The organism is Streptomyces sp. NPDC058457, assembly GCF_042720695.1.
Lineage (GTDB): Bacteria > Actinomycetota > Actinomycetes > Streptomycetales > Streptomycetaceae > Streptomyces.
Genome location: NZ_JBHXLU010000033.1, coordinates 26,213 through 52,545, shown reverse-complemented (window position 1 = coordinate 52,545; position 26,333 = coordinate 26,213). Strand labels below are relative to the sequence as shown.

At 70.3% G+C, this 26,333-nt stretch carries 32 protein-coding genes and 1 riboswitch; of the genes, 23 read left to right on the top strand and 9 right to left on the bottom strand.

Annotated elements, in window-relative coordinates; genetic code table 11:
• Positions 1-68 precede the first annotated feature (68 nt).
• Positions 69-332, bottom strand: a complete 264-nt coding sequence (locus ACFWPS_RS25365) for a hypothetical protein (RefSeq protein ID WP_383708455.1) — start codon at positions 330-332, stop codon at positions 69-71.
• A 75-nt stretch (positions 333-407) separates the two neighbouring features.
• On the opposite strand from ACFWPS_RS25365, the gene ACFWPS_RS25360 reads away from it, so the two are divergent.
• From ACFWPS_RS25360 to ACFWPS_RS25345, 4 genes are all read left to right on the top strand, one after another.
• Positions 408-656: a transposase gene (locus tag ACFWPS_RS25360; RefSeq protein WP_383708454.1), complete on the top strand. Its 249-nt coding sequence runs from the start codon at positions 408-410 to the stop codon at positions 654-656.
• Between the two features lie 3 nt (positions 657-659).
• Positions 660-1,412 carry an IS3 family transposase gene (locus ACFWPS_RS25355; RefSeq protein ID WP_383708453.1) on the top strand — a complete coding sequence of 251 codons (753 nt, stop codon included), beginning with the start codon at positions 660-662 and terminating at the stop codon, positions 1,410-1,412.
• 19 nt (positions 1,413-1,431) lie between these two features.
• Positions 1,432-1,677: a hypothetical protein gene (locus ACFWPS_RS25350; RefSeq protein WP_383708452.1), complete on the top strand. Its 246-nt coding sequence runs from the start codon at positions 1,432-1,434 to the stop codon at positions 1,675-1,677.
• 603 nt (positions 1,678-2,280) lie between these two features.
• Positions 2,281-3,408, top strand: coding sequence for an 8-amino-7-oxononanoate synthase (locus tag ACFWPS_RS25345; RefSeq protein WP_383708451.1), 1,128 nt, complete (start codon positions 2,281-2,283; stop codon positions 3,406-3,408).
• Between the two features lie 128 nt (positions 3,409-3,536).
• On the opposite strand, the gene ACFWPS_RS25340 is transcribed toward ACFWPS_RS25345, so the two are convergent.
• On the bottom strand, positions 3,537-3,764 hold the full coding sequence (locus ACFWPS_RS25340; RefSeq protein ID WP_383708450.1) for a DUF397 domain-containing protein: 228 nt from the start codon (positions 3,762-3,764) through the stop codon (positions 3,537-3,539).
• Between the two features lie 9 nt (positions 3,765-3,773).
• Positions 3,774-4,634 carry a helix-turn-helix domain-containing protein gene (locus tag ACFWPS_RS25335; RefSeq protein WP_383708449.1) on the bottom strand — a complete coding sequence of 287 codons (861 nt, stop codon included), beginning with the start codon at positions 4,632-4,634 and terminating at the stop codon, positions 3,774-3,776.
• A gap of 211 nt (positions 4,635-4,845) precedes the next feature.
• Between ACFWPS_RS25335 and ACFWPS_RS25330 the strand changes: the two genes are divergently transcribed.
• The gene (locus ACFWPS_RS25330) at positions 4,846-5,304 is read left to right on the top strand and encodes an ATP-binding protein (RefSeq protein ID WP_383708494.1); all 459 of its coding nucleotides are present in this window, start codon (positions 4,846-4,848) and stop codon (positions 5,302-5,304) included.
• Positions 5,305-5,334: 30 nt separating this feature from the next.
• On the opposite strand, the gene ACFWPS_RS25325 is transcribed toward ACFWPS_RS25330, so the two are convergent.
• The 3 genes from ACFWPS_RS25325 to ACFWPS_RS25315 form a co-directional block, all read right to left on the bottom strand.
• Complete coding sequence (locus tag ACFWPS_RS25325) at positions 5,335-5,808, bottom strand: C40 family peptidase (RefSeq protein WP_383708448.1); 474 nt, start codon at positions 5,806-5,808, stop codon at positions 5,335-5,337.
• A 3-nt stretch (positions 5,809-5,811) separates the two neighbouring features.
• Positions 5,812-5,996: riboswitch (cyclic di-AMP (ydaO/yuaA leader) on the bottom strand.
• 361 nt (positions 5,997-6,357) lie between these two features.
• Positions 6,358-6,666 carry a hypothetical protein gene (locus ACFWPS_RS25320; RefSeq protein WP_217551763.1) on the bottom strand — a complete coding sequence of 103 codons (309 nt, stop codon included), beginning with the start codon at positions 6,664-6,666 and terminating at the stop codon, positions 6,358-6,360.
• 7 nt (positions 6,667-6,673) lie between these two features.
• Positions 6,674-7,309: an ATP-dependent Clp protease proteolytic subunit gene (locus tag ACFWPS_RS25315; protein ID WP_383708447.1), complete on the bottom strand. Its 636-nt coding sequence runs from the start codon at positions 7,307-7,309 to the stop codon at positions 6,674-6,676.
• A 139-nt stretch (positions 7,310-7,448) separates the two neighbouring features.
• Between ACFWPS_RS25315 and ACFWPS_RS25310 the strand changes: the two genes are divergently transcribed.
• Positions 7,449-7,739 (top strand): type II toxin-antitoxin system Phd/YefM family antitoxin, encoded by a 291-nt coding sequence (locus tag ACFWPS_RS25310; RefSeq protein WP_383708446.1) that lies wholly within the window; start codon positions 7,449-7,451, stop codon positions 7,737-7,739.
• Between the two features lie 69 nt (positions 7,740-7,808).
• Here ACFWPS_RS25310 and ACFWPS_RS25305 read toward each other — a convergent pair whose 3' ends face one another.
• Positions 7,809-8,495: an SDR family oxidoreductase gene (locus ACFWPS_RS25305; RefSeq protein WP_383708445.1), complete on the bottom strand. Its 687-nt coding sequence runs from the start codon at positions 8,493-8,495 to the stop codon at positions 7,809-7,811.
• A 74-nt stretch (positions 8,496-8,569) separates the two neighbouring features.
• Between ACFWPS_RS25305 and ACFWPS_RS25300 the strand changes: the two genes are divergently transcribed.
• The 8 genes from ACFWPS_RS25300 (at position 8,570) to ACFWPS_RS25265 (ending at position 15,729) form a co-directional block, all read left to right on the top strand.
• Positions 8,570-9,142 carry a TetR/AcrR family transcriptional regulator gene (locus ACFWPS_RS25300; RefSeq protein WP_383708444.1) on the top strand — a complete coding sequence of 191 codons (573 nt, stop codon included), beginning with the start codon at positions 8,570-8,572 and terminating at the stop codon, positions 9,140-9,142.
• 163 nt (positions 9,143-9,305) lie between these two features.
• A complete protein-coding gene (locus ACFWPS_RS25295; protein WP_037782101.1) occupies positions 9,306-9,608 on the top strand; it encodes an urease subunit gamma in 303 nt (100 codons plus the stop codon).
• 11 nt (positions 9,609-9,619) lie between these two features.
• A complete protein-coding gene (locus ACFWPS_RS25290) occupies positions 9,620-9,931 on the top strand; it encodes an urease subunit beta (protein ID WP_383708443.1) in 312 nt (103 codons plus the stop codon).
• Positions 9,924-11,645 (top strand): urease subunit alpha, encoded by a 1,722-nt coding sequence (locus ACFWPS_RS25285; RefSeq protein ID WP_383708442.1) that lies wholly within the window; start codon positions 9,924-9,926, stop codon positions 11,643-11,645. The genes ACFWPS_RS25290 and ACFWPS_RS25285 overlap by 8 nt, the downstream gene beginning before the upstream one ends.
• Before the next feature lie 15 nt (positions 11,646-11,660).
• Positions 11,661-12,338 carry an urease accessory protein UreF gene (locus tag ACFWPS_RS25280; RefSeq protein WP_383708441.1) on the top strand — a complete coding sequence of 226 codons (678 nt, stop codon included), beginning with the start codon at positions 11,661-11,663 and terminating at the stop codon, positions 12,336-12,338.
• Between the two features lie 208 nt (positions 12,339-12,546).
• Entirely contained in the window at positions 12,547-13,227 is a 681-nt protein-coding gene (ureG, locus tag ACFWPS_RS25275) for an urease accessory protein UreG (RefSeq protein ID WP_383708440.1), read from the top strand.
• Positions 13,224-13,985, top strand: a complete 762-nt coding sequence (locus tag ACFWPS_RS25270) for an urease accessory protein UreD (protein WP_383708439.1) — start codon at positions 13,224-13,226, stop codon at positions 13,983-13,985. The genes ureG and ACFWPS_RS25270 overlap by 4 nt, the downstream gene beginning before the upstream one ends.
• Positions 13,986-14,124: 139 nt before the next feature.
• The gene (locus tag ACFWPS_RS25265; RefSeq protein ID WP_383708438.1) at positions 14,125-15,729 is read left to right on the top strand and encodes an alpha/beta hydrolase; all 1,605 of its coding nucleotides are present in this window, start codon (positions 14,125-14,127) and stop codon (positions 15,727-15,729) included.
• A 67-nt stretch (positions 15,730-15,796) separates the two neighbouring features.
• Here ACFWPS_RS25265 and ACFWPS_RS25260 read toward each other — a convergent pair whose 3' ends face one another.
• Both ACFWPS_RS25260 and ACFWPS_RS25255 read right to left on the bottom strand, forming a co-directional pair.
• Positions 15,797-16,522: a lysophospholipid acyltransferase family protein gene (locus ACFWPS_RS25260; protein ID WP_383708437.1), complete on the bottom strand. Its 726-nt coding sequence runs from the start codon at positions 16,520-16,522 to the stop codon at positions 15,797-15,799.
• 260 nt (positions 16,523-16,782) lie between these two features.
• Positions 16,783-17,568, bottom strand: a complete 786-nt coding sequence (locus ACFWPS_RS25255) for a winged helix-turn-helix domain-containing protein (protein WP_383708436.1) — start codon at positions 17,566-17,568, stop codon at positions 16,783-16,785.
• Here ACFWPS_RS25255 and ACFWPS_RS25250 point away from each other — a divergent pair.
• The 9 genes from ACFWPS_RS25250 (at position 17,567) to ACFWPS_RS25210 (ending at position 26,330) form a co-directional block, all read left to right on the top strand.
• Entirely contained in the window at positions 17,567-18,481 is a 915-nt protein-coding gene (locus ACFWPS_RS25250; RefSeq protein ID WP_383708435.1) for a 2OG-Fe(II) oxygenase family protein, read from the top strand. The genes ACFWPS_RS25255 and ACFWPS_RS25250 overlap by 2 nt on opposite strands.
• 22 nt (positions 18,482-18,503) lie before the next feature.
• Complete coding sequence (locus ACFWPS_RS25245; RefSeq protein WP_383708434.1) at positions 18,504-19,319, top strand: DUF427 domain-containing protein; 816 nt, start codon at positions 18,504-18,506, stop codon at positions 19,317-19,319.
• Between the two features lie 611 nt (positions 19,320-19,930).
• On the top strand, positions 19,931-20,656 hold the full coding sequence (locus ACFWPS_RS25240; RefSeq protein WP_383708433.1) for a TauD/TfdA dioxygenase family protein: 726 nt from the start codon (positions 19,931-19,933) through the stop codon (positions 20,654-20,656).
• Complete coding sequence (locus tag ACFWPS_RS25235; protein ID WP_383708432.1) at positions 20,653-21,543, top strand: ABC transporter permease; 891 nt, start codon at positions 20,653-20,655, stop codon at positions 21,541-21,543. Before ACFWPS_RS25240 ends, ACFWPS_RS25235 begins: the two co-directional genes overlap by 4 nt.
• Positions 21,540-22,271 carry an ABC transporter ATP-binding protein gene (locus ACFWPS_RS25230; RefSeq protein WP_383708431.1) on the top strand — a complete coding sequence of 244 codons (732 nt, stop codon included), beginning with the start codon at positions 21,540-21,542 and terminating at the stop codon, positions 22,269-22,271. The genes ACFWPS_RS25235 and ACFWPS_RS25230 overlap by 4 nt, the downstream gene beginning before the upstream one ends.
• An 82-nt stretch (positions 22,272-22,353) precedes the next feature.
• Positions 22,354-23,409: an aliphatic sulfonate ABC transporter substrate-binding protein gene (locus tag ACFWPS_RS25225; protein ID WP_383708430.1), complete on the top strand. Its 1,056-nt coding sequence runs from the start codon at positions 22,354-22,356 to the stop codon at positions 23,407-23,409.
• A complete protein-coding gene (locus tag ACFWPS_RS25220; RefSeq protein ID WP_383708429.1) occupies positions 23,406-24,776 on the top strand; it encodes an LLM class flavin-dependent oxidoreductase in 1,371 nt (456 codons plus the stop codon). Before ACFWPS_RS25225 ends, ACFWPS_RS25220 begins: the two co-directional genes overlap by 4 nt.
• Complete coding sequence (locus ACFWPS_RS25215) at positions 24,769-25,515, top strand: ABC transporter ATP-binding protein (protein ID WP_383708428.1); 747 nt, start codon at positions 24,769-24,771, stop codon at positions 25,513-25,515. The genes ACFWPS_RS25220 and ACFWPS_RS25215 overlap by 8 nt, the downstream gene beginning before the upstream one ends.
• Complete coding sequence (locus ACFWPS_RS25210) at positions 25,512-26,330, top strand: ABC transporter permease (protein WP_383708427.1); 819 nt, start codon at positions 25,512-25,514, stop codon at positions 26,328-26,330. Before ACFWPS_RS25215 ends, ACFWPS_RS25210 begins: the two co-directional genes overlap by 4 nt.
• The last annotated feature ends 3 nt before the right edge of the window (positions 26,331-26,333 follow it).

The following is a 26,333-nucleotide window of genomic DNA, read 5'->3' as shown; positions in this document are numbered from 1 at the left end:
CAGCCGGTCGCCGCACCTGCGCCGCGGTGGGGACTGACACGAAAATGACTCGTGGGTGAGTCAGCCGGTCAGGCCGTGATGGGTTCGAAGCGGATGGTCAGGCCCAGGCTGTTGGCCTCCTTGAGCATGCGGCGCATGGCGCGTTCCGGGTCGCGGCGGGTGAAGTGGTCGGCGCCGAGTTCCCGGTAGTGGGTCTTGTCGTGCAGGACGTGCCAGATGGCGATGGCGAGTTTGTGCATCACGGCGACCAGGGCTCGTTTGCCGCCACGTCGGGCGGCCAGGCGTCGGAAGAAGACGCCGAGGTAGGAGTTCTTGTTCCTGATCGCGACCATGGCCGCGATTCCGAGCAGCCGTTTGTCCCTCCCCTCGTAGCGTGAAGACCGTGACTGCCGGGGAAGTCGGGAGTCATGGCGGAGAAGCGACGGAAGTTCGATCCGGAGTTCCGTGAGGGTGCGGTGCGGATCGTCACGGAGACCGGCAAGACGATCGCCGAGGTTGCCGACGACCTGGGGATCAACGAGACCGCCCTGGCGAGCTGGGTCTCCCGTGCCTGCCGGGCAGGGACCGCTCCGGTCGGTGAGAGTGACGAGCTGGAGCGGTTGCGGCGGGAGAACGCCCAGCTCAAGCGGGACAACCAGGAACTGGTCATGGCGTGATGTGTGCAAGCGATTCGTGGCCTTGTGGGTGAAGTAGCTGAAGCGGACCCGGCAGTGGCGGTCGGGGTGATCAGCAGTTGCAAGGCCGAGGACAGCATTCCGTATCGCACCGCCTGCCGGGCGCTGGGCGTGTCCGAGTCGTGGTACTACAAGTGGCGGGATCGGCCGCCGACCGCCCGTGCGGTGCGCCGGCAGCACCTGGCCGAGGAGATCGAGGAGATCTTCCACGACTCGGGCGGCACCTACGGTTTGCCGAAAGTGTTCATCGAGCTGGTCAGGCGGGGCTGGCGGGTATCGGTGAACACCGTCGCCAAGGCCATGGCCGAGCTCGGGCTGGCCGGGCGCAAGGTCCGTCGGCGCCGGTCGCTGACCAGGCCGGGCAAGAGGCTCGCGGCCCAGGACTTCGGGCGACGGGACTTCAGTGCCGAGGAGCTGGACCTCGTCTGGGCGGGCGATATGACGGAGATCGACACCGGTGAGGGCCTTGATCAGGATCGCCACCTGGATCACCGACTTCTACAACGCCAGGCGGCTACACAGCGTATGCAGGTTCAAGAGCCCGATCGACTACGAACGAGACTACCGAGCCACCCTCGTCGAGGGACTAGCCGCATAGATCGTCTCCACACTGCGAGGGGATTGACAGCCGGCTCGCCGAAGAGAAGGCGGAGGCCGCGCAGGCGCACTAGCTCGTCCAGAACCCGGCGGATCGCTGTCGGGCGCGGGACATCCACGATCGTTACGGGCTGTGAATGAGCGTATCCCGGCCTGATCAGTGCCGGAAAGTGACGCACGGCGGTATGGCACCGAGAACATCGTCTGGGCCGACCAGCGCGGCCTGCCCGTCTCACCCACGGCCCATCTCCTGAAGATCGGCGGAAACCAGATGCGCACCCTCCTGAAGCAGGTCCGCCCCCTGCTCGAGCGGCACGGCCACCACAGCGAGCCGCTCCCCGTCCGACCCGTCGACCCCTGCGACCTCGCCCGCTATGTCATGGCCGCAGCGTCAACGGCAACCTGACCCGACACGCATCTCACTGATTTCCCGACAGCTCCGGGAGAACGTGCTCGGCACATGCGGCAACGGCCTCAATGATGCCTACGACAGCGCGGTCTCCGCGGTCATCTACAGCGAGGGCCCGTGGGACGACCGTCGGCCACTCCCAGTCGGCGAAGAGCACGACGACACAGACGGCCTGCGCTGACCTGAGCGCACACACGAAAACGCCCCGGTGAGCGTCAGGGAAGTCACAGGGGTCGTCTGGGCCTCGCAGGGCGATTGTCCGCAGGCTGGTTCCGCGCGGCCTGTACGGGCCGGTGCAGGACTGCCTCGACGGCGTCTTGGGCGACTGACGCGTTCCTGAAGTGAGGCTGCTGGTGGTGCGCCGGTTACAGGCGCTTGGCTGTGCGGTCGCGCAGCAGCAGCCACTTACTCAAATCGGCGCCGCCTGAGAGCGCGGCCGGTCCGTGATGTGAGAGACGATCTTCAGTCCAGGGCGTGATATAGCCTCTGACCTGGATGTTTTCCTTGCTTGATGAAACCACGTGTGGGTATTGCCACACAGTGGGGGGCCGATGGCCCCGCTAGGGTCTGTCCACTGCCTACAAAATCATCGGAGGGGCCATGGCGTTCGGCTGGATCGACGACCAGGCGGAGCAGCGCCGCCGCGCCGGACTGGTACGGACCCTGCGCCCCCGCCCCGCCGACTCGCCGCTGCTGGACCTGGCGAGCAACGACTACCTGGGCCTCGCCCACCATCCGGAGGTCGCCGAGGGCGCCGCCGGGGCGGCCCGGACCTGGGGCGGCGGCTCCACCGGCTCCCGGCTGGTGACCGGCACCACCGAGCTGCACACCGAACTGGAGCGGGAGCTGGCCGGATTCTGCGGGTTCGAGGCCGCCCTGGTCTTCTCCTCCGGCTACGCGGCCAACCTCGCCGCCGTCACCACGCTCGGTCCGCACGGCTCCCTGATCGTCTCCGATGCGCTCAACCACGCCTCCCTGATCGACGGCTGCCGACTGGCCCGGGGCACCACCCAGGTCGTCGGGCACGCCGACCCGGACGCCGTGCGCAAGGCGCTCGGGACGCACGAGGGGCCCGCGGTGGCCGTCTCCGACACGGTGTTCTCGGTCGACGGGGACGCGGCACCGCTGGCCGCGCTGGCCGAGGCGTGCCGGGAGCGCGGCGCCGGACTGCTGGTCGACGACGCCCACGGGCTCGGGGTCCTCGGGGACGGCGGGCGGGGCGCGCCGTACGCGGCCGGGCTCTCCGGTGCCGACGACGTGGTGGTCACGGCGACCCTGTCGAAGTCGCTGGGCAGCCAGGGCGGCGTGGTGCTGGGCCCGGCCCGGGTGATCGACCATCTGGTCAACGCGGCCCGTACCTTCATCTTCGACACCGGCCTGGCCCCGGCCGCGGCGGGAGCGGCGCTGGCGGCCCTGCGGCTGCTGCGCCGTGAGCCCGGGCGCGCGGACCGGGCCCGCGAGGTGGCCGCGGAAATGCACGCGCGGCTGACCGCCGCGGGTCTGGAAGCGGTGCGTCCGGACGCCGCGGTGGTCTCCGTGCGGGCCCCGTCCCCGGAGCAGGCCGTGCAGTGGGCGGCCGACTGCCGGACGGCAGGCCTGGCCGTGGGCTGTTTCCGTCCGCCGTCGGTGCCGGACGGCATCTCACGGCTCAGGCTGACCGCCCGTGCGGACCTCTCCGGGGCCGAGATCGAACGCGCTGTACGTGTGATCGGCGAGACACGACCATGAGTCGGCGTGACACGGCCGGGCCTGGCTCGCAAGCGGATACGGAGTCGGGCATGGAACACGGGTCGGCGTCTGATCAGTTTCGTTCTGATCGCTTTCGTTCGAATCTGATCAGACTCTTCTTGGGCTGATCAGTCGGCGAGCGCGGTCATGAAACCCGCCCAGCTCTCGGGGGAGAAGAGCAGCGCGGGTCCTGCCGGAGCCTTGGAGTCGCGCACGGCGAGCAGTCCGGCCGACGGGCCGGAGCGCGGCCGTGCCGTCTCCACACAGTTGTTCGCTCCGGTGCTGTAGCTGCTGCGCAGCCACCGCAATCCGTGCAGATCAGCACTTGAAGGTACGTTCCGAGGCAGTGCAGTCATGGTGCCTCCTTACGCGCCGTCAGCTATCACGGCGATGTAATCCAACGAGTCCTCGGGCGAAAGGGCGTGGATCCGGAGTGTGTCGAAGGCCTCCGTGTAGGCCTGGAGGTCTTCTTTCCGCTCCAGGTAGAGGCTACTCGTCAACTGGTCGATAACAACCACGTCCAGATCAGAAGTGCTCGGAAATGAGAAGATTACGAAAGGCCCGGTGATGCCGATATGTGCCCCGGCCGCGAACGGCAGCACCTGGAGCCGTACTTGGGGCAAGCGGGCCGCCTCCATCAGCCGCTGCAGCTGCCGCGCCATCACGCCGGGGCCGCCCACCTCCCGGCGCAGCACCGCCTCGTCCAGGACCGCGCTGAGCTCCAGCGGCGGATCGTTGCGCAGTACGTCCTGCCTGGCCAGACGCACCTCCACCAGGGCGTCCAGGGCCTCGTCGTCACGCCCGTCCACGGCGGCCCGGGTCACCGCACGCGCGTACTCCGAGGTCTGCAGCAGCCCGGGAACGACCGAGGTCTCCAGCGTGCGCATGGCGCTGGCCTGCGACTCCAGGCTGATGAAATCCCGGTAGGCGGGCGGCAGTACCCCACGATAGGCGTGCCACCAGTGGTGCCGTCCTGCTGTATCCTCCGACCCCGCCAACACCAGGAGCAACTCGCGCAGTTGCCCCTCGACCACGCCGTAGGCGTCCAGGAGTAACCGCACATCGGCCGGTTTCACACCGCTGGCGCCGGTCTCGATCCGGCTCACTTTCGACTGATGCCAGCCCACCAGACGGGCGGCCTCACCGCTCGTGAGGCCGGCGCCGGTGCGCAGTGTGCGCAGTTCGGCGCCCAGTTTCCGGCGGCGTACCGCGGGACCGTTCTGCATGGGCTACTCCTTACTCCTTCCGAGCCGCCCAAATACGGTCTGAGGTAGCAGAGTTCACCGCTTCGAGCGACAGATATATGCATATCTTGGTGGATCGCTCCCCTGACCGGCCCGGTAATGGCAGTCTGGCGAAGAAGCACCAGTCCGGGACCGTACTCGAACCATCCGCACCGTGTCGGACTCCGGTCCCGAGGAAAGGGACGACGTCGCCATGGCAGACCACCTGGAAGCATCCGTCACTCTGCCGAGCGATCCCGCCTCGGTCTCCACCGCCCGCTCCTACGTGCTGGACATCCTCGCCGAATGGGGACTGCCGCCGGAGACGGAGACCGCGGACACCATCCGTCTCATCGTCTCCGAACTCGCCACCAACGCCGTGCAGCACACCTTCGGGCAGTCACCCACCTTCACGGTGGACCTCGTGCTCGACCGTGACGAACAACTGCGCATCGGCGTCACGGACAGTCATCCGCGCTTTCCCAAGAGACTTCCCGCCGCGGTCCAGCAGGACAACGGGCGCGGCATGGTCATCATCCGCTGGCTGACCGCCGAGTGCGGCGGCAAGCTCCGGGTGCGCCCCACCCGGGAGGGCGGCAAGACAGTGTCCATCGAACTTCCCTGGACCGTCCCGGCCGGCACCGTCACCGCGGCCGGCCAGCAGGAACCGTAGCCCCGAGTTCCCGCCGGCCGCCGCCGCGGATCAGCTGACCCGGCCGTACCAGACGCTCCGCGTCCAGATCTTCTGGAGCCTCACCACGTCCCCGGTCTTCGGGGCGTGCCAGATCTTTCCCTTCCCGGCGTAGATGCCGACGTGGTAGACGCTGGAACCCGAGTGGAAGAAGACCAGGTCCCCGGCCTTGCGGTTGCCGGCCGAGATGTGACGGGTCTTGTTGTACTGCTGGGCCGCCGTACGGGGCAGGCTCTTGCCGGCCTTCTTGAACGAGTACAGCGTGAGCCCGGAGCAGTCGAACCTGTTCGGCCCGGTGGCTCCCCACCTGTAGGGCGCGCCCTTCTTCGAGGCGGCGACCTGAAGTGCCTTCGTCGCCATCGTGGCGGCCGAGGCGTCGGAGGCGACACCCGGGATCACGATCGAGCCGCCCACGGCGGCGATGGTCAGTGCCGAGGCCGTACCGGCCCGGGCCATCAGCGACGGAACACGATTGAGCGCAGTCATGCGCAACCCTTCGTCAGCCGCCTGTGAAGGATGACCTGTCGGATTCGGGCTGGCGAAGTTGCCCGGCCGTGTTGCCACGGCTTCACCCCAAGGGCCGCTCGGCCCGGTCGTGGTGTGACCGTTCCGGCGACCCGTCGTGCTTGGGTCCTCCACTCCTGCCGATGCACTTCTGTCGACGGGTCAATCCGGGCGGCGGCAGGACTCGGCGTCCGCCCGGACCGCCCCGCCGCTGTGGCGGGGGCTTGTCGTCAGACAGGGATCTTCACTCACTCGTGTCCGAAAATCCCAACGGAATCGGGGATTTGTGGGGTTACTCACCACCCACCCGTTCGGGTGGACAATCCTTTGTTCGATTCTCCGTCAACTGCCCTGCGTAGCCCCGGACCTGCGCGGAAGCCGTTCGCGGGCACCCCCGCACGGGCGGGCTGAGCGGCCTCTGCGGGCAGGTAAAACCACGCCATGCTCCGCCGAACGGCGGTAACTCCGTTGGGTCGTTTCGACTCCGGCCCGGTCGCGCCGTCGACGCGCGGGGCCGGAGTCCGCCGGGTGTCACCGTACGCAGTCGGGCGGGAGTGCGACGCGAGCGGTCCGGCGCTCACCGTCGAGCACCCGCAACGCCCGTGCCAGCGTGTCCCCGTGAAGCTCCGTCTCGCCCCGACGATGCATCAGGGTCAGCGCGTCACGCAGCTCGGACGCCGCGCGCACCAGCGCCTGCGCGGCGCGCAGCCCGCGGTAGGTGTCCTCGTTCTGCGCCGGATTGATCCGGCCCAGCAGATCCACCACGTCCAGGTAACGGTCGATCAGCTCGCCCTCGGCGCGGGTCAGCGCGGGCAGCGGCGGAAGTTCCGGCGGCAGCATCGGCGGCTCACCCCGCGTCCGGCAGGCCGAGCGAGGACCGGCGACTGGGTACGACCCGGTCCACCAGCCCGTAGGCCAGCGCTTCCTGCGCGTCCAGGACCAGATCCCGCTCCAGATCCCGGTGCACCTGTTCCGCCGTGCGCCCGGTGTGCCGCACGAGCATCCCTTCGAGCAGTGTCCGGACCCGGTCCAACTCCTCGGCCTGGATGGCCAGATCGCTCGGCTGGCCCCGCACCGGTTCCGGCAGTGACGGCTGCTGGAGCACGATGCGCGCGCCGGGCAGCATGGACCGCTTGCCCGGTGTGCCGGCCGCGAGCAGTACCGCCGCCGACGCCCCGGCCTGCCCGAGGCAGATCGTCTCCACGTCACAGCTCACGTACTGGACCGTGTCGTAGATCGCGGCCGTCGCGCTGAACGACCCGCCCGGGGAGTTGATGTACAGCGAGATGTCCCGCTCCGGAGCCGCGTACTCCAGATACATGAACTGCGCCATCACGTCATTGGCCGAGGTCTCGTCGACGGGTGTGCCGAGAAAGACGATCCGCTCCTCCAGGAGCTTCGAGTACGGATCCAGGGTGAGCTGCCCCGTGGCCGTGCGTTCCGTGAACTCGGGCAGGACGTAGCGGGCGGACGGTCGGGTCATGGCGTACCCCTCCTCATGGCCGGGCGGCTCGGCGGCCGAGCCCTCTGTAAAAAATGTACAGGACGTACATAGCCTGGGGTGGGGATTCCGCTCTCGCCGAACACAAGGCGTTGCCCGGGGTGCCCCGTAAGCTGGGTTCATGGCCTACGAGATTCCGGTGACCCAAGCCAGGGCTGAGCTCGCCGAACTGATCAACCGGGTGGTGTACGGCGGTGAGCGCGTCGTGGTGACGCGCCACGGCAAGCCCCTGGTCGCCCTCGTCTCCGCCGCCGACCTCGAGCGCCTCGAAGGGCTCCCGGAACCCGCCGAGGAGCACGCCGACCACGTGGTCAGCTCGGTCTCCACGGTCCGCGAGACCGCCACCGCCGTACGCCCCGAACGTGGCCGCTTCGGCATCGCGGCGGAGCACCGGGGAGCCGCGGGCTCCTGACCACCGGCATGACGTCGGCCCTCCCGCGGAGTGTCCGGGGGAGGGCCGATCGGGTGTCACGGGGCCTCGTCAGGCGATGGTGAAGCCCCCGTCGACCGGCAGGACCGAGCCGGTCACGTAGGTGGCGTCCACGAGATAGCGGACGGCGGCGGCGACATCCTCGGGGCGCCCCACCCGTCCGGCCGGCACCGTGTCCGCGGCCGCCGCGAACTGTGCCTGTCGCTGCTCCTGGGGCAGGAAGTCCCACCAGGGCGTGTCGACGGCGCCCGGCGAGACCGCGTTCACCCGAACGGGCGCCAGCTCGGCCGCCAGTGGTGAAACCATCCGCTCGATCGCCCCGTTGACCGCTGCCAGGGTCACCGTCCCGGCCAGCGCCGAGCGCGCTGTGGAGGCCGAGATCAGCGTGATCGAGCCGGTCACCTGTGCGCGCTGGACGGCGAACAGATTGGGGAAGAGCTTCCCGTCGAACGCCGCCCTGACGTCCGCGAGCCCGACGTCGGCGATCGGGCCGAGGCCCACCGCGCCCGGGCTGAACGCGAGCACCAGATGGTCGAAGGGCCCGGTCCGGTCGAAGAACGCCGTCACCGCCTCCTCTGACGTGCTGTCCACCTGCTCCGCCGCCGTCACGACGTGCTTGGCGGCGGCCAGTCTTTCCGGATCACGCCCGGTGACGATCACCTCGGCGCCGTCGTCCGCCAGCCTCCGTGCGGTGGCCAGACCGATGCCGGAAGTCCCACCCATGATCACAACGCGCATGCTCGACCTCTTTTCGGAACGCCACGTCTCGTTATTAGGATTATCGAGACGTGGCGTCTTGTAAAGTGGGTTCCATGACGAGTGAGCGACGGCAGGGCAGGCCGCGCAGCGAGGAGGCGCGGCGCGCGATCCTCGCGGCGGCCATGGACGGCTTGCAGGAGCACGGCTATGCCGGGCTCACCATCGAGGGCATCGCCGCCCGCGCGGGCGTGGGCAAGCAGACGATCTACCGCTGGTGGCCGTCCCAGGCCGACGTCGTGCTCGACGCCATGCTCGACCTGGCGGAGACGGAGATCGCCGTCCCGGACGAGGGGTCACTGCCCGCCGACCTCACGGCCTTCCTGACCGCCACGTTCCGGCAGCGCGGCCGGCGGCCGGTCCTGATCGGGCTGATGGCCCAGGCCCTGCTCGACCCGGTCTTCGCGGTCGCGTTCCGGGAACGGTTCCTGTTCAGCCGCCGCGCCGCCCTCGGTGAACTCCTCGAACGGGCGAAGGTGCGCGGCGAGATCGCCGCCGGTCTGGACCCCGAACTGCTCATCGACGTCGTCTACGGCGTGCTCTGGTACCGCCTGCTCCTCGACCACGCACCCCTCGACGAGGCGGCGGGCCGGCAGCTGGCCGATCTGGTGGTCCGCGCGGTGCGCTGAACGCCGTTCCGGCGGCCGCTCGGCGCGACCACGGCCCGGTTAACGTCGTTGAAACTCCGGCGAACTAGCCTGCCCATCCACGCCACCAGCGGTTTTGTGTCCGGACGGGTGGCTGCGGCAACCGGACCCCGCACGGTCCGGAGCGAGGACTGTGAGGTGGGACGTGCAACTGACCCCGCACGAGCAAGAGAGGCTGCTGATCCATGTGGCGGCCGACGTCGCCGAGAAGCGCCGGGCCCGCGGGCTCCGGCTGAACCACCCCGAGGCGGTCGCCCTCATCACGTCGCACATCCTCGAAGGGGCCCGCGACGGCCGTACCGTCGCCGAACTCATGGCCTCCGGGCGCAAGCTGCTCACCAGGGACGACGTCATGGAGGGCATCCCCGAGATGATCCACGACGTCCAGGTCGAGGCGACCTTCCCGGACGGCACCAAACTCGTCACCGTCCACGACCCGATCGTCTGAGGGGGCCGCCGATGATTCCCGGAGAGGTTCTCTTCGCCGACGAACCCGTCGTATTCAATGCGGGCCGCGAGGTCACCCGGATGACCGTCCTCAACGCCGCCGACCGGCCCGTCCAGGTCGGCTCCCACTACCACTTCGCCGAGGCCAACCCCGGACTGGAGTTCGACCGGGACGCGGCGCGCGGCAAGCGGCTGAACGTCGCCGCCGGCACCGCCGTCCGCTTCGAGCCCGGGATCCCCGTCGACGTCGAACTCGTCCCGCTCACCGGCGCCCGTGTGGTCCCCGGGCTGCGCGGCGAGACCGGAGGTGCCCTCGATGCCTGAGATCTCCCGCGCCGCCTACGCCGACCTGTTCGGGCCGACCACCGGCGACCGGATCCGGCTGGCCGACACCGACCTGATTGTCGAGATCGAGGAGGACCGCTCCGGCGGGCCCGGACTCGCCGGGGACGAGGCGGTCTTCGGCGGCGGCAAGGTCATCCGTGAGTCCATGGGCCAGTCGCGCGCTACGCGCGCAGACGGCACCCCCGACACGGTCATCACGGGTGCCGTGATCATCGACCACTGGGGCATCGTCAAGGCCGACATCGGCATCCGCGACGGCCGGATCACCGGCATCGGCAAGGCCGGCAACCCCGACACCATGGACGGTGTCCACCCCGACCTGGTGATCGGCCCCGAGACCGAGGTCATCGCCGGCAACGGGCGCATCCTCACCGCGGGCGGGGTCGACGCGCACGTCCACTTCATCTGCCCGCAGATCGCCGACGAGGCGCTGTCGGCGGGCATCACGACACTGGTGGGCGGTGGCACCGGCCCCGCCGAGGGGTCCAAGGCGACCACCGTCACCCCCGGTCCGTGGCACCTCGCCCGGATGCTGGAGGCGATGGAGCAGTACCCCCTCAACATCGGATTCCTCGGCAAGGGCAACACCGTCTCGCACGAGGCCATGCTGTCCCAGATCCGGGGCGGGGCACTGGGCCTGAAGCTGCACGAGGACTGGGGATCGACCCCGGCCGTCATCGACGCCTCCCTGACCGTCGCCGACCGGACGGGCATCCAGGTCGCCATCCACACGGACACGCTCAACGAGGCGGGTTTCGTGGCGGACACGCTCGCCGCGATCGGCGGGCGGGGCATCCACGCGTACCACACCGAGGGCGCGGGCGGCGGGCACGCCCCCGACATCATGACCGTCGTCTCCGAACCGCACGTGCTGCCGAGTTCGACGAACCCGACCCGGCCGTACACGGTGAACACCGCCGAGGAACACCTCGACATGCTGATGGTGTGCCACCACCTGAACCCGGCGGTGCCGGAGGACCTGGCCTTCGCCGAGTCGCGGATCCGGCCCTCGACCATCGGCGCGGAGGACATACTCCACGACCTCGGCGCGATCTCCATCATCTCCTCCGACGCACAGGCCATGGGGCGGGTCGGCGAGGTGATCCTGCGGACCTGGCAGACCGCGCACGTGATGAAGCGGCGACGGGGCGCGCTGCCCGGCGACGGGCGGGCCGACAATCACCGGGTACGGCGGTACGTCGCCAAGTACACGATCAACCCGGCCCTCGCGCAGGGGCTGGCCCGGGAGATCGGCTCGGTGGAGACCGGGAAGCTCGCCGACCTCGTGCTCTGGGAGCCGGCGTTCTTCGGGGTCAAGCCGCACCTCGTCCTCAAGGGCGGGCAGATCGCCTACGCGCAGATGGGCGATGCCAACGCGTCGATCCCGACGCCCCAGCCGATCCTGCCGCGCCCGATGTACGGGGCGATGGGACGGGCACCGGCCGCCAACTCCTTCAACTTCGTCGCCCCGTTGGCGATCGAGGACGGGCTGCCGGAGCGGCTCCAGCTCGGGAAGCGGTTCGTCGCCATCGAGTCGACCCGTGGGGTGACCAAGGCGGACATGCGGGAGAACGACGCGCGTCCCACCGTCCGGGTCGATCCCGACAGCTTCGCCGTGTACATCGACGGGGAACTGGTCGAGGCGACACCGGCCGCGGAACTGCCCATGGCCCAGCGCTACTTCCTGTTCTGAGAGCCGAGGTCTGTGATGTCCCGGGCAGCGTTGTTGGTACTGGCCGACGGCCGCTTTCCCGCCGGAGGGCATGCGCACTCCGGCGGGGCGGAGGCGGCCGTCAAGGCCGGGCGGATCACGGGGGCGGCGAGCCTGGAGGAGTACTGCCGGGGTCGGCTGCACACGGCGGGGCTGGTGGCGGGTGCGGTCGCCGCGGCCGCGGTACTCGGTGCGGACGTACGGGAGCTGGACGCGGCGGCCGATGCGCGGACGCCGTCGGCCGCGCTCCGGGGTGCGGCGCGCAGACTCGGGCGGCAGCTGCTGCGCGCCGCGCGGGTGGCCTGGCCGGGTGCCGAACTCGACGCCCTGGCAAGGGAGTTCCCCAAGGGGGCCCATCAGCCTGTGGTGTTGGGGGTGGTGGCCAGGGCGGCGGGGCTCTCGGCGGAGGACGCGGCCTACTGCGCGGCGTACGAGTGCGTGAGCGGGCCGGCCACGGCGGTGGTGCGGTTGCTGAGTCTGGATCCGTTCGAGGCGACAGGGGTGCTGGCGCGGTTGACGGCGGAGGTGGACCGGGTGGCCGACCGGGCGGTGGAGGCGGCGCGGGGGGTGGTCGGCGGTGCGGGGATCGACGCGTTGCCTGCGGCGTCGGCGCCGTTGGCGGAGATCGGGGCGGAGTGGCATGCGGGGTGGGCGGTGCGGTTGTTCGCGTCGTAGGGGGCGCGAGGCGGGGCCGCCGACGGCTGGAGCGCCCCCGCCGCCCCTACCCGTCCCGTCCCGGGGGCTGCCGCCCCCGGACCCCCGCTTCGGCCTGAACGGCCTCGTCCTCAAACGCCGGACGGGCTGGAGAGCGGGGGTGCTGGCCGCCTCGTCGTCGGAAGCCGGACGGGCTGAAACACAAGGCCTACTGAAATAGGAGCCGCACATGCATCTTGATCACGATCACCACCACGGTCCCGTCGCCCTCAGTGCCGACGCCCACCGGCCCGACGGGTCCCGTCGTGCTCTCCGTATAGGGCTCGGGGGTCCTGTCGGGTCCGGGAAGACCGCTACCGTCGCCGCCCTGTGCCGGGCCCTGCGCGAGGAGCTGTCCCTGGCCGTCGTCACCAATGACATCTACACCCGCGAGGACGCCGAGTTCCTGCTCCGGGAGGCCGTGCTGCCGCCGGAGCGGATCACCGCCGTGGAGACGGGGGCCTGTCCGCACACCGCGATCCGGGACGACATCTCGGCCAATCTGGAAGCCGTGGAGGACCTGGAGGACGAGGTCGGGCCGCTGGACCTCATCCTCGTCGAGTCCGGTGGGGACAATCTCACCGCCACCTTCTCCAAGGGGCTGGTGGACGCGCAGATCTTCGTGATCGACGTGGCCGGAGGCGACGACATCCCGCGGAAGGGCGGGCCGGGGGTCACCACGGCCGACCTGCTCGTCGTCAACAAGACGGACCTCGCTCCGTACGTCGGGTCGGATCTGGCGCGGATGGCGGCCGATGCCAAGGCGCAGCGGGCCGAACTGCCAGTCGTCTTCCAGTCGTTGCGCGGTGAGACCGGTGTCGCGGACGTGGCCGCGTGGGTGCGGGAGCGGCTCGCCGGGTGGACCGGATGACGCTCACCGGGGTGCGCGCGACCGCTCGGATCGTCGCCCGGGACGACGGCCGGGGCAGTACCTCGCTCCCCGTGCTGGAGGGCGAGGGGCCGCTCGCGCTGCGGCGCACCCGGGGGAGCGGGGCCGAGGCGCGGGTGATGGTCGTCGGGGCGATGAGCGGGCCGCTCGGCGGGGACCGGTTCGGGATCGAGGCCCGGGTCGAGGAAGGGGCCCGGCTGTGGGTCGGGTCGGCCGCCGCGACCATCGCCCTGCCGGGACAGGGGAAGGAGGAGGCCCGGTACGACGTCCGGCTCGATGTCGCCGACGGAGGTGAACTGCGGTGGCTGCCCGAGCAGTTGATCTCGGCCAAGGGGAGTGATCTGCGCGTCTCCACGCGTGTCGAGGTCGGGGCCCGGGGACGGCTCGTGCTGCGGGAGGAGCAGGTGCTCGGGCGGGTCGGGGAGGAGCCCGGGCGGCTCGGCAGCCGGCTCACCGTGCGCGTGGCCGGGAGGGCCGTACTGGATCAGGAACTGGCCTGCGGGCCCGGGGCGCCCGGCGGCTGGGACGGGCCCGCCGTGCTGGCGGGACATCGCGCGGTGGGCCAACTCGTCGTCGTGCGGCCTGAGTTCGCAGTGGAGCCGATGGCGGCACGGATGCTGGGGGAGTGCGCCGCGCTCACTCCGCTCGCCGGGCCCGCCGTGTTGGTGAGTGCGGTGGCGGGCGATGCGCTGCGCCTGCGCCGGGTGCTGGACGAGGCGTTGGCCCAGTTGGGCGGGTGATCCGCTGAGCGGGACGGGCGGGATGTGAACGTCCGGTTATCGGATTGGTAAAGACGGCTGTCGGGCCCTGTTCTCAGGAGGCTCACAGCCGGAAGGATCTCCCCTGACCATTCGTCATCATGTACGGGGAGGGGCTCACTTGAGGGACAACTTCAGATCGAGAAGCCGGGTGCTGGCGCTCGGCTCGGCCGGAGCGCTCGTCACGGCCAGCCTGATCACCGGAGCGCTCGCGGCACCCGCCGCCGGCGCCGAGGCCCGGCACGGCGGCCAGGACCGCGCGCAGCAGGGCGCGGCGCTCGCGGCAGCACGGGCCGCGAAGGCCGGGATCGACTGGGCCGACTGCCCGGCCGACTGGGCTCTGACCAAGCCCGTCCAGTGCGGTTGGGTCAGCGTGCCGCTCGACTACACGAATCCCGGCGGCAAGCAGATCAGGCTCGCCGTCGACCGAATAGGCAGCACGGGGACGCCGGCGGAGCGCCAGGGCGCGCTCGTCTACAACCCCGGCGGCCCCGGCGGGTCGGGGATGCGCTTCCCGCTCCGGGTCACCAACAAGAACCCCCTGTGGGTCAACGCCTCGAAGGCGTACGACTTCGTGGGCTTCGACCCGCGCGGTGTCGGCCACTCGGCGCCCATCTCCTGCGAGGACCCGCAGGAGTTCGTGAAGGCCCCCAAGGCCGACCCGGTGCCGGACACCGAGGCCGACAAGACCGCGCAGCGGGGGCTGGCCAAGGAGTACGCGGACGGCTGCGCCGAGCGCACCGGCCGCGCGATGCTCCAGCAGATGACCACCGCGAACACCGCCCGCGACCTGGACGTCATCCGGGCCGCGCTCGGCGAGAAGAAGCTCAACTACCTCGGTGTCTCCTACGGCACCTACCTCGGCGCGGTGTACGGGACACTGTTCCCGGGACACGTCCGCCGGATGATCGTCGACAGCGTCGTCAACCCGTCGCGGAAGAACATCTGGTACCAGGCCAACCTGGACCAGGACGTCGCCTTCGAGGGCCGCTGGAAGGACTGGGAGGACTGGGTCGCCGCGCACGACTCCGCCTTCCACCTGGGGACCACGCGGGACGCCGTCCAGGCCAAGTGGCTGCAGCTGCGCGCCACCGCCAAGGCGAACCCGATCGGCGGGGTCGTCGGACCGGCCGAACTGATCGGCTTCTTCCAGAGCGCCCCGTACTACGACTCCTCGTGGGTGCCGGTCGCCACGGTGTTCGGCAAGTACTTCGCCGGTGACACCCAGGCCCTGGTCGACGCGGCCGCCCCGGACCTGACCGACACCGCCGGCAACATCACCTCGGAGAACGGCAACGCCGTCTACACGGCCGTCGAGTGCACCGACGCCAAGTGGCCCACCAGCTGGAAGAAGTGGGACCGCGACAACACCGAGCTCAACAAGCAGTACCCCTTCATGACCTGGGCCAACGCATGGCTGAACCTGCCGTGCGCCACCTGGCCGGTCAAGCAGCAGACCCCGGTGAACGTCAAGACCCACAAGGGCCTGCCGCCGGTGCTGATCGTGCAGTCCACGCGTGACGCCGCCACCCCGTACCCCGGCGCCGTCGAACTGCACCAGCGCTTCAAGGGCTCCCGCCTCATCACCGAGCAGGGCGCCGGCTCGCACGGTGTGACCGGCCTGGTCAACCCGTGCATCAACAGCCGCGTCGACACCTACCTGCTCACCGGCCAGCTGGACAGCGCGGACGTCACCTGCACCCCGCACGCCACCCCGCAGCCGTAATCGCTCCCGTACGACGACGAGGGGCGGCCGGAACACTCCGGCCGCCCCTCGTCTCATTCTTGGGACCTCAACTGAGCGGAGCCCGCGGGAACTTGCGCTCCCTCTCGCCCTTCGCCTCCGCCTGCTCGGCCTTGACGACGGCCGCGTACTGGTCGACGTACTCCTGCTCGGACAGGGTCAGGATGGCGTACATGATCTCGTCGGTGATGGCGCGCAGGACGGCTTTCTCGTTCTCCATCCCGGCGTAGCGGGAGAACTCGAGGGGCTTGCCGAAGCGGATCACGACGGGGTGGACGTTCGGGATGACCTTGCCGGGCGGCTGCGCCTCGAACGTGCCGATCATCGCGCAGGGGATCACCGGGACACCGGCCCGCAGCGCCATCACGGCGACCCCGACCTTGCCCTTGTACAGGCGGCCGTCGTGCGAGCGCGTGCCCTCCGGATAGATGCCGAGCAGCTCGCCCTTGCTCAGCACCCCGAGCCCCTCCCGGATCGCGGCCTGGCCCGCGTCCTTGCCGGAGCGGTCCACCGGGATCTGCCCGGCGCTGCGGAAGAAGAAGGCGGTCAGCCGGCCCTTCACCCCGGGCCCCGTGAAGTACTCGGCCTTGGCGAGGAAGGTGATGCGCCGCTTGAGGACGGCCGGCATCAGGAAGTGGTCGGAGAAGGAGAGGTGGTTTCCGGCGACGATGGCCGGTCCCGACGGCGGCACATGTTCCAGGCCCTCGATCCGGGGCCGGAACACCACTCTGAGCAGCGGCCCCAGCAGTACGTACTTGAGCAGGTAGTAGAACACGGCTCGCCCCTCACTTCACCAGCTCCCCTGAGAGCTGGTCTCATCCCAGGTCAGTATTGGTTTCACGGCAGTCGGCCCAGGTGCGCCATGCGTGGGACTTCGGCGGCGGCTGTGCTCGAAGGGCTTCAATGTACCGGGGACATGCACGGTCGAGTATTTCTGGATCTTCGGCCAGTCTCCCAGCGATACGAGGGCGAGTCACTAGGCGCGGCCACCTGGGCATGCCTTCCTCGTGACCCCCGTTCTGACGGGGGGTCTGGTCAAGGAGCAGTGCCGGGTGCCGGTGTCGCGCGCAGGCGGAAGCCCACGCCTCGCTCCGTGGTGAGCAGGGCTGCGGCGCGCGGGCCGAGTTTGCGGCGGATGCGGTGGACGTGCAGGTCGACGGAGCGGCTGCGGCTGCCGGCCCATTCGCCCAGGCCCGCGCGCAGGTCCTCGCGGGGGATCACGCGGCCGTTGCCGCGCAGCAGCGCGGTCAGGAGCCGGAATTCGAGTGGAGTGAGGGCGACGGGGGCGCCGTCGACCAGCATGCGCTGCCCGCCCGGGTCGAGGCTGATCGGGGACGGCGCGGTGGCCACGTACGAGCCGGGCATGGTGCCACCGGGCACCACCGGCAGACCGGCGGCGCGCCACGCCTCGTAGCCGCCGATGATGTCGGTGGCCCGCACGAGGCCCAGGTCGTGCAGTCCCGCGGCGGCCATGCTCGACATATAGCCCTGGGAGCACATGATGACGGCGCGCAGGGAGTGGTCGGCGGCCTCCTCGATGCGCCACGCACTGCACGGGTCGAGCCGCCACTCCAGCACGTTGCGGTCCATGACGAGGGAACCGGGGATCTCGCCCTCCGCCCGCCGCACCAGATCCGCGCGGACGTCCACCAGCAGGGCGCCGTCGGCGAGTTCGCCGGCCGCGTCCTCGGGAGTGAGCCGGTCGAGGCGGACGCGGGCCCGGGCCAGCAGGTCGTCGATCGACGGGTGGCCGAACGGGACGCGGCTCCCGGTGTCAGAGTCCGGCGGACCTTCGATGGGTATGTGCGCCGGTGGCTGCATGGGGGACAACTCCTCTGTCGTGCCTCGGGGACGGCCGGTGGTCGTCGGGTTCAACGACGGCTTCCGCCGCGTCCTCGACCTGCCCCGCGACGAGAAGGAACAACTCGCCAGCCCCACCGGGCACCCCTACCGCGGCTGGCGGCAGTGGCCCGACGACTTCGGCCGGCTGGAACTCGAACGGTTCAACATCGGCCAGTACGACGACACGGACGCGGCCGAGGCCGCCGGGCTCACCCCGGAACACGCCACCCTCTACGCACACGCCAACGTGTGGCCGCCGCAGGAGCCCGCCCTGCGGAGCGCGGCCCACCGCTACCACGACGCGTTCGTAGACGTCGCCCGCCGCGTCCTCACCCTGTACGCACGCGTGCTGGACGTGCCCGCGGAGACCTTCCCGCTCGGCGACGACGTCTACACGACGCTGGTCGTCAACAACTACCCCAAGTGGCCCTACGACGGCGCGTCGGACGAGGAGAAGCTCCTCCTCCTGGAACACGCCGACGGCTCCGCGCTCACGGTGCTCCACCAGGAGGGTGACTACGCGGGCCTGCAGGGCCAGCGTCCCGACGGCACCTGGACCCCCGTACCGATCCGGCCCGACGCCCTGCAGGTGTTCACCGGCACCCTGCTCACCAACTGGACGGACGGCAGGCTGCGCCCCGGACGGCACCGGGTGGTGGCCGGCGGCTCGGTGACGCGCTATTCCTCCGCGGTGTTCGTCCATCCGGGCCTGGACACGGTCGTGGCACCGCTGCCGGCCTTCGCCGACCCGGACGGGTCCGACTTCGAACCCGTCTCGGTGTGGGAGCGTGCCAGCGGCAACGTCGAGGAGTACCTGCGGGTCTTCGGCCGCCCCGAGCAGCTCGCGGCCTGGCGGGAGAACCGCCCCTACGTCGCCGAAGTCACCGCGTGAACCAGTTGGAGGAGAGCCGCTCATGACCACGTTCCCCACCGCACAGGCCGTGCGGACCACTCCCGAAGGGCTCCTGTGGGAGCCGAGCGAGCGCTGGGTGCGCGGCCGCCGAGGCGACGTCACGGTCGTCGACAGCCGCCACCCCGTCCTCGTCTGGGAGCCGGGTGTGCCCGTCCCACTGTACGCGTTCCCGCGCACGGAAGTCCGCGAGGACCTGCTCCGCCCGGCGAAGAACCCCCCGACGGGCACGCACACCGGCTCGCGGATCTTCTACGACGTCGAGGTCGACGGCGAGCTGCTGGAGAACGCCGCCTGGACCTTCCCGGCCGCCGACCTGGCCGACCACATCGCCTTCGAGTGGTTCCGGCGCGTCGGGCGGGGCCTGGACCACTGGTACGAGGAGGAGGAAGAGATCTTCGTCCACCCCCGTGACCCGCACAAGCGGGTGGACGCCATCCCGAGCAGCCGCCACCTCGTGGTCGAGATCGACGGCACGGTCGTCGCGGACACCCACCGGCCGGTCCTGCTGTTCGAGACCGGCCTGCCCACGCGCTACTACATCCCGCGCGAGGACGTCCGCCTCGGCCTGCTCGAACCCACCGACCACCACACCGGCTGCCCCTACAAGGGCACCGCCGAGTACTGGTCGTGGCGCGGCGAGTCCGACGTGCCCCCGAACGTCGTGTGGAGCTACCCGGACCCGCTGCCCGCGGTCGGGGCCGTCCAGGGGCTCCTCGCCTTCTACAACGAGGCGGTCGACATCACCCTCGACGGTGAACGGGTGGAGCGTCCCGTCACCCACTTCACCAAGGCGCTCTCGGAGCAACGGCGCAGCTGACGGGAGACGGCCGACGGGGCCCGGCGTGTCACCCGACAGCGGGGCCCCGTCGGTGGAGTGAGGCCGTGCCACGGCCGCAGCGCCCCTCTCCAGGGTGGTCGATGTTTCCGCAATGTGAGAGCTGTCCGGAACATATTGACCGACAGCGTGGACGTCTGCTCAACTCACGTTCCATGAACCCGCGGACGGATCTGACCCGGAGGCGCCACATCGACCTGGCGCACGTCTCCAGCGCGTTCTGTTGTCGTTGATCCGGAAGGCGTGCCGCTGATCCGCTGAGCGGATCCAGGCAGCGGCCGGTGTGCGCCGCAGGCGTACTTCCGCAAGGGGCGGTGCGAAGACTCCGCCTCAGCGGTGTCCACCCCACGACTGCTTCTCCCTCCTGGCTTCCCGGCACCCTCGTGGAGCGGTGCGCATGGCGCCACCCGCGATCGGCGAGGGGATGGGCTGTCGGCTGCCCATCGACGCCGTCGCCACACCTCCGCCACACAGCTTGACCTTCGTCCGGCACTTCTCGCGAGGCCGTCGGGCCCTGGCATCGCGACCGGACCGAGTACCGGCTTCGCAGCCGTTCACCGCAGTGCGCCCCATTCCTGGAGAGGGACCTCCTCATGCCTCCGACCATCCGCAAGCTCACGGGCCGCATCGGCGCCCTCGTCGACGGAGTCGACCTCGCCGCGCCCGCCGATCCCTCGACGATCACGGCGCTCCGCCGCGCCCGGCACACGGACGTCACCTTCGTGCTCAACCCGCCGCAGCTCACGACACTGCGGTCCGTCGTGACCACGCCCCACGGCGGCGAGACGCTCATCGCGAACGCCGTCGCGGCCTACCGCGACCTGCCCGAACCGCTGCGGACTCTCGCCGACTCGCTGCGGGTCGTGCACACCAACCAGTACGACTACGCGCACCCCGCCGCCACGACGCCCGAACGGCGGGAGTACGACCGGGTCTTCGTCTCGACGCCGTACGAGACGGAGCATCCTCTTGTGCGCGTGCATCCACTGACGGGTGAACGCGGGCTGTTCATCGGCGGGTTCGCCAAGCGCATCGCCGGCCTGCCGAACAGTGACTCGGCCGATCTGCTGCGCATCTTCCAGTCGTATGTGACCCGCCCCGAGAACATCCTGCGCTGGACCTGGGGCCCCCGTCAGCTGCTGGTCTTCGACAACAGGATCACCCAGCACTACGGGGTCGACAACTACGACGACCACCCCCGCCGACTCAACCGTGTGACCGTCGCCGGGGACGTGCCGGTCGGTGTCGACGGCCGGCGCAGCGAGCAACTCGTGGGCGACGCCTCGCACTACAGCAGGGTGCTGGAGGTGGCGGCATGACCGAGGTCAGCCTCAAGAGGCCGGCCGTCGTCCCGGCGGTCGGCGGGACGACGAGTGCGTCCGGACGCGAGGTCTTCCTGCCGGGCGACGCCCGCCGCCGGACCCCGCTGCGCACACTCCGCGAGCGGCTGCGCTGGCCGCTGGGCATCTACACCACTCCGGCCGTGATCCTCATCGCCTGGGAGGTCCTGGCCAGGGCCGGAGTGCTGCAGAAGACCTATGCCCCGGCGCCGACCTCCATCGTCAAGTCCGCCGTCGACCTGTGGCGACAAGGCGTCCTCGGGCCCGACCTGGCCATCTCGCTGCAACGCGCCGGCATCGGCCTGGCCGTCGGCCTGTCGGTGGGCATCGTCAGCGGGGTACTGGGCGGGCTGCTGCGCAGCGGCGAGTACCTGTTCAACGGCGTGGTGCAGATCCTGAACACGATCCCGCTGCTGGCGGTGCTGCCGCTGATGATCGTGTGGTTCGGCATCGACGAGCTCACGAAGGTGCTGCTGATCTCGTTCGGGGCCGGCGTCCCGATGTACGTCAACCTCTTCGCCGCGATCCGTGGTGTGGACCAGCGGCTGATCGAGATGGCGCGGACGACGGGCGCCGGCACCTGGCGGCTGGTGACGCGGGTGCTGGTGCCCGGCGCCCTGCCGGGATTCCTGGTGGGCCTGCGGTTCTCGCTCGCGTACAGCGTCCTGGGCCTGGTCGCGGCCGAGACGGTCAACGCCGACAAGGGCCTCGGCTTCCTCATCACGCAGGGGCAGACGTACCTGCAGACCGACCAGGTGTTCGTGGGGCTGGTGATCTACTCGCTCCTCGGTCTGCTCGCCGACCAGTTCGTCCGGGTTCTCGAGCGGGTGCTGCTGCGGTGGCGTCCCAGTTATGAGGCGTCATGAGCACCACTGTCGAGGCACAGCTCCGGCAGCAGTCCGGAGCCGTCGTGGAGAAGGTCGTCCGGCGGTTCGGCGACCGGGTCGTCCTGGATCAGCTGGACCTCACCATCGCCGACGAGGAACTGGTCGTCCTGCTGGGACCCTCCGGCTGCGGCAAGAGCACCCTCCTGCGCCTGCTCGCCGGTCTCGACCGGCCCGACGGCGGCCGGGTGGAGGTCCCGGCCAGGCGCGCGATCGTCTTCCAGGCCGACCGGCTGCTGCCGTGGCAGCGGGTGCTGCGCAACGTCACTCTCGGCCTGCACGGGCCGGACGCCGACCGGCGGGCCCTCGACGTGCTCGCCGAGGTCGGGCTCGCGGGCCGCGAGAAGGCGTGGCCCAAGGAGCTCTCCGGCGGCGAGGCGCAACGGGTCTCCCTGGCACGGGCGTTGGTCTCGGAGCCCGAACTCGTGCTGCTCGACGAGCCGTTCGCGGCGCTCGACGCGATCACCCGGCTGCGTATGCACGACCTCGTGCGGGCACTGCGCAGCAGGCACCACGCGGCCATGCTGCTCGTCACCCACGACGTCGACGAGGCGATCGCCCTGGCCGACCGGGTCGTCGTCATGAGCAACGGACGCATCGGCACCTCGCACCGCGTCGAGCTGTCCGCCGCCGACCGCGAGGCGAGCATCGCCCGCGAGGAGATCCGCTCCGCGCTCCTGGAAGACCTCGGTCTCGCCAACCAGGACTGAATCCAACCGAACCCGACTGAATCCAAGCGCGTCATCCACCCCCCGCTTCCTCCCGTCCCTGCACAGAAAGCACGTGAGAACCATGCCCACACGATTCTCCCGAACAGTCGGCGCCCTCGGCCTGCTCGCCCTCGCGGGTCCCCTCGCCGCATGCGGATCGGAGTCGGAGGCGGCGGCACCGCTGAGCAACGTGAGCGGATCGAGCGCCGACAGCCACCCCGAGTGGAAGAAGTACACGTTCACCATCGGTGACAACGGCGGCGACGGCAGCCAGGAGCTGGCGAAGATCACCGGCGTCTTCGACAACGCGCCGTACAAGGTGAAGTTCGCCCGCTTCACCTACGGCCCGCCGCTCGTCCAGGCAGCCGCGTCGGGCGACATCGACCTGGGCAGCGTCGGCGACGTACCGCCGATCACCGGCGCCGCGAAGGAGTACGGCTTCAAGGTCGTCGCCGTGAACCGTTCCCTCCGGCCCGACCAGGCGAACGAGAACGTCATCGTGCCGAAGGGCTCGACGCTGAAGACAATCGCGGACCTCAAGGGCAAGAAACTCGCTGTCCCGCAGGGCAGTTCGGCGCACGGCCTGGCGCTGAACGCGCTCAAGAGCGTCGGTCTCGGCCCCAAGGACGTGAAGTTGGTCTTCCTCGACCCGGCGGCCGGTGCCACGGCGTTCAACACCGGCAAGGTGGACGCGTGGTCGATCTGGAACCCGCAGTCGGCGATCGCGGTCAAGGGCGGTGCGCGGATCCTGGCGAAGGGCCTTCCGCCGATCGACCAGACGAGCAGCTACTACGTCGCGAGCGAGAAGTCGCTGAACGACAGGACGAAGCGGGCGGCTCTCACGGACGTCCTCAAGAGGCTGGCCCACGAGTTCGCCTGGGCGATCAAGCACGAGGACAAGTACGCGGAGGCGGTCTCCAAGGAGGAAGGCATCCCGCTGGCCGACGCGAAGGCCTCCCTGAAGTCCTTCGAGACCCGGGTCACCCCGGTGGAGAAGTCGGACATCGCGGCGGAACAGAAGCTCGCCGACGCCTTCCTGGAGGCGGGCCAGATCACCAAGACGGTCGACGTCGCATCGATCACCGACAATCTCCTCCCGGCCGGGTACGACAGCTCGAAGCTGGAAGTCACCTCATGAGCCTCGCGAGCCCGGTGGGCGAGAGACGACGCCGGCTCCACCTCAACGCGTTCCTCATGGAGGCCGGCCACCACGAGGCCGCCTGGCGGCTCCCGCACAGCAACCCGCGGGCCGACTTCGACCTGCGGCACTGGATCGAGCTGGCCCGGCTGGCCGAGAGCGCCAAGTTCGACTCGCTGTTCCTCGCCGACGGCCCGGCCCTGAACGGCACCGGTGAGTTCCGGCCGCCGGGCCAGCTCGAACCGCTGACGCTGCTGACCGTCCTGTCCCAGGCGACCAGCAGGATCGGCCTGATCGCGACCGTGTCGTCGACGTACAACGAGCCCTACAACCTGGCCCGTCGCCTCGCCTCGGTTGACCACGTCAGCGGCGGCCGCGCCGGCTGGAACATCGTCACCTCGGCGGGCGCCGACGAAGCGGCCAACTTCGGCCTCGTCAACCGTCCCGACCATGCCAGGCGCTACGCCAGGGCCGACGAGTTCCTCCAGGTCGCCAAGGCACTGTGGGACAGCTGGGAGTCCGAGGCCGTCGTGGCGGACAAGGCCACGGGGCGTTACGCGGACCCGGCCCGGCTCCACACGCTCGACCACCGGGGCACGCACTTCTCGGTGGCAGGACCGCTCAACGTCGAGCGCCCGCCACAGGGTTACCCGCTGCTCGTCCAGGCCGGTTCCTCCGAGGACGGCAAGGACTTCGCCGCCCGGCACGCCGAGGCGATCTTCACCGCCCACCGGACGTACGAGCGCGCGGCCGCCTTCTACGCCGACATCAAGGCCAGGACCCGCACTGCGGGGCGGGACCCGGACGGCGTGATCGTGCTGCCGGGGATCGTCCCGTACATCGGGTCGACCGAGGCCGAGGCCCGGGCGCTGGCGAAGGAGTTCGACGAGCTGCGCGTACCGGAGTACGGGCTGCGCCAGCTGGCATCGATCTTCGAGACCGAGCCGTCGGTGTTCGAACTCGACGCCCCGCTGCCGGACTTCATCCTCGCCCGACCGAAGCTGGAGGGCTCGCAGAGCCGCTCCGACCTCGTCATCGAGCTCGCCGTACGGGAGAAACTGACGGTCCGCCAGGTCATCTCGCGGCTCGGGGGCGGCCGCGGCCACTTCGAGTTCATCGGCACGCCCGAGCAGGTGGCGGACGCGATCGTCGCCTGGTTCGAGGGCGGTGCCGCCGACGGCTTCAACATCATGGCACCGGCCCTGCCGTCCGGCCTGGCGGCCTTCGTCGAGCACGTGCTGCCCATCCTGCGCGGCAAGGGCCTGTTCCGGGAGGAGTACGAGGGCACGACGCTGCGCGAGCACTACGGACTGCCGGTACCGGCCAACCAGTTCCACCGGGCAGAGACGCATGTGTCCGGTGGCTGACACCGGACCTCCCGCCCTGTGCGTCCAGGGGCTCAGCAAGACGTACGAGGACGGCTTCACCGCGGTGGCCGGGCTGGACCTGGAGATCCCCGACGGGGCGTTCTTCGGTCTGCTCGGCCCGAACGGGGCGGGCAAGACCACGCTGATCGGCTCGGTGTGCAACATCGTCCGGCCCACCACCGGCACGCTCACCGTCTTCGGCCACGACCACCGGACCCGGGAGGCGCGCCGGCTGCTCGGTCTGTCCGAACAGGAGATCAACGTCGACCGGTTCCTGTCGAGCCGTCAGATATTGATCTACCACGCCGGATACCACGGCATCGGCCGGCGGGCGGCGGTCCGGCGAGCGGACGAACTGCTCGCGGTGTTCCGCCTCGACGGCAAGGCGGACGCCCGCGCCTACGAACTGTCCGGCGGCATGCAGCGCCGGCTCGTCATCGCGCGGGCGCTCATGCACCGCCCCCGCCTGCTCATCCTCGACGAGCCGACGGCCGGCGTCGACGTGGAGCTGCGCTCGGAGATCTGGCGGCTGGTCAAGGGCCTCAACGCGGCCGGCACCACCGTCCTGCTCACCACGCACTACCTGGAGGAGGCCGAGACGTTGTGTGACGAGATCGCGCTGCTGCGGGCCGGCCGGCTCGTCGACCGCGGCTCCGCGGCGTCCCTGCGCAGCCGTTACGCGGCGCGGGACATCTCGGAGGTCTACGACCGGGTGATCACGGAGGAGGGGGCGGCGTGACCGACACCGCGGCGGACGCGGCTGCCCGCCCGTCGTACGACGAGCCCTTCAAGCCCGAACGCTCCCCGTTCCTCTGGCTGTTGGAGCGGGAGATCCTCCGCTTCCTGACCATCTGGCGCTACAGCGTCGTCGGCCCGGTGCTGTCGACCGTGCTGTTCGTCGTCGTCTTCGGCTCCGCCCTCGGCGGGCACGTCGACACGATCGACGGTGTCTCCTACGGCCGTTTCATCGTGCCCGGCCTGTTCGCGCAGGCGATCGTCAACGTCGGCTACTTCAACGGGACGACCAGCCTCTTCGAGGCCCGGCGCGACCGGTACATCCACGACGTGTTCGCCAGCCCGCTGCGCTGGTGGGAGATCAACGCGGCACTGGTGAGCGGCGGCATCGCCCGAGGCGCCGTCGTGGGCGGCGGAGTTCTGGCGGTGGCTCTCCCGCTCACCGGAAGCGGCAGTGTCGCCCGCCCCTTCGTCCTGCTGCTCGGCACCCTCGGCGTGCTCGTGGTCGCCGCGCAGGTGGGCGTGATCGCGGGCAGCCTCGCCAAGTCCCTCGACCATGTCTACTCCATGGAGTCGATCATCCTGCTGCCGCTGGGCTTCCTCGGCGGCGTCTTCTACTCGGTCCGCCGGCTCCCGCCGGTCTGGGACGTCCTGAGCCACCTCGACCCGGTCTTCTGGCTGGTCCAGGTCGAGCGGATCGGCTTCCTCGGCCGGGGTGACGTCGGCTCGGCATGGGCCCTGCTCGTGGTCTGGGCCCTCGCCGCCGGACTCTCGGCGTGGTCCGCCGTCATGTTCGCCACGGGCCGCCTCAAGCCCTGATCC

Coding starts and splice junctions, on each gene's coding strand:
- ACFWPS_RS25280 (WP_383708441.1), top strand. CDS start 11,661: ATGTCCCGGGCAGCGTTGTTGGTACTGGCCGACGGCCGCTTTCCCGCC.
- ACFWPS_RS25225 (WP_383708430.1), top strand. CDS start 22,354: ATGCCCACACGATTCTCCCGAACAGTCGGCGCCCTCGGCCTGCTCGCC.
- ACFWPS_RS25235 (WP_383708432.1), top strand. CDS start 20,653: ATGACCGAGGTCAGCCTCAAGAGGCCGGCCGTCGTCCCGGCGGTCGGC.
- ACFWPS_RS25230 (WP_383708431.1), top strand. CDS start 21,540: ATGAGCACCACTGTCGAGGCACAGCTCCGGCAGCAGTCCGGAGCCGTC.
- ACFWPS_RS25345 (WP_383708451.1), top strand. CDS start 2,281: ATGGCGTTCGGCTGGATCGACGACCAGGCGGAGCAGCGCCGCCGCGCC.
- ACFWPS_RS25300 (WP_383708444.1), top strand. CDS start 8,570: ATGACGAGTGAGCGACGGCAGGGCAGGCCGCGCAGCGAGGAGGCGCGG.
- ACFWPS_RS25255 (WP_383708436.1), bottom strand. CDS start 17,568: ATGCAGCCACCGGCGCACATACCCATCGAAGGTCCGCCGGACTCTGAC.
- ACFWPS_RS25240 (WP_383708433.1), top strand. CDS start 19,931: ATGCCTCCGACCATCCGCAAGCTCACGGGCCGCATCGGCGCCCTCGTC.
- ureG (WP_383708440.1), top strand. CDS start 12,547: ATGCATCTTGATCACGATCACCACCACGGTCCCGTCGCCCTCAGTGCC.
- ACFWPS_RS25305 (WP_383708445.1), bottom strand. CDS start 8,495: ATGCGCGTTGTGATCATGGGTGGGACTTCCGGCATCGGTCTGGCCACC.
- ACFWPS_RS25310 (WP_383708446.1), top strand. CDS start 7,449: ATGGCCTACGAGATTCCGGTGACCCAAGCCAGGGCTGAGCTCGCCGAA.
- ACFWPS_RS25285 (WP_383708442.1), top strand. CDS start 9,924: ATGCCTGAGATCTCCCGCGCCGCCTACGCCGACCTGTTCGGGCCGACC.
- ACFWPS_RS25335 (WP_383708449.1), bottom strand. CDS start 4,634: ATGCAGAACGGTCCCGCGGTACGCCGCCGGAAACTGGGCGCCGAACTG.
- ACFWPS_RS25365 (WP_383708455.1), bottom strand. CDS start 332: ATGGTCGCGATCAGGAACAAGAACTCCTACCTCGGCGTCTTCTTCCGA.
- ACFWPS_RS25245 (WP_383708434.1), top strand. CDS start 18,504: ATGACCACGTTCCCCACCGCACAGGCCGTGCGGACCACTCCCGAAGGG.
- ACFWPS_RS25320 (WP_217551763.1), bottom strand. CDS start 6,666: ATGCTGCCGCCGGAACTTCCGCCGCTGCCCGCGCTGACCCGCGCCGAG.
- ACFWPS_RS25325 (WP_383708448.1), bottom strand. CDS start 5,808: ATGACTGCGCTCAATCGTGTTCCGTCGCTGATGGCCCGGGCCGGTACG.
- ACFWPS_RS25340 (WP_383708450.1), bottom strand. CDS start 3,764: ATGACTGCACTGCCTCGGAACGTACCTTCAAGTGCTGATCTGCACGGA.
- ACFWPS_RS25360 (WP_383708454.1), top strand. CDS start 408: ATGGCGGAGAAGCGACGGAAGTTCGATCCGGAGTTCCGTGAGGGTGCG.
- ACFWPS_RS25315 (WP_383708447.1), bottom strand. CDS start 7,309: ATGACCCGACCGTCCGCCCGCTACGTCCTGCCCGAGTTCACGGAACGC.
- ACFWPS_RS25290 (WP_383708443.1), top strand. CDS start 9,620: ATGATTCCCGGAGAGGTTCTCTTCGCCGACGAACCCGTCGTATTCAAT.
- ACFWPS_RS25250 (WP_383708435.1), top strand. CDS start 17,567: ATGGGGGACAACTCCTCTGTCGTGCCTCGGGGACGGCCGGTGGTCGTC.
- ACFWPS_RS25270 (WP_383708439.1), top strand. CDS start 13,224: ATGACGCTCACCGGGGTGCGCGCGACCGCTCGGATCGTCGCCCGGGAC.
- ACFWPS_RS25330 (WP_383708494.1), top strand. CDS start 4,846: ATGGCAGACCACCTGGAAGCATCCGTCACTCTGCCGAGCGATCCCGCC.
- ACFWPS_RS25220 (WP_383708429.1), top strand. CDS start 23,406: ATGAGCCTCGCGAGCCCGGTGGGCGAGAGACGACGCCGGCTCCACCTC.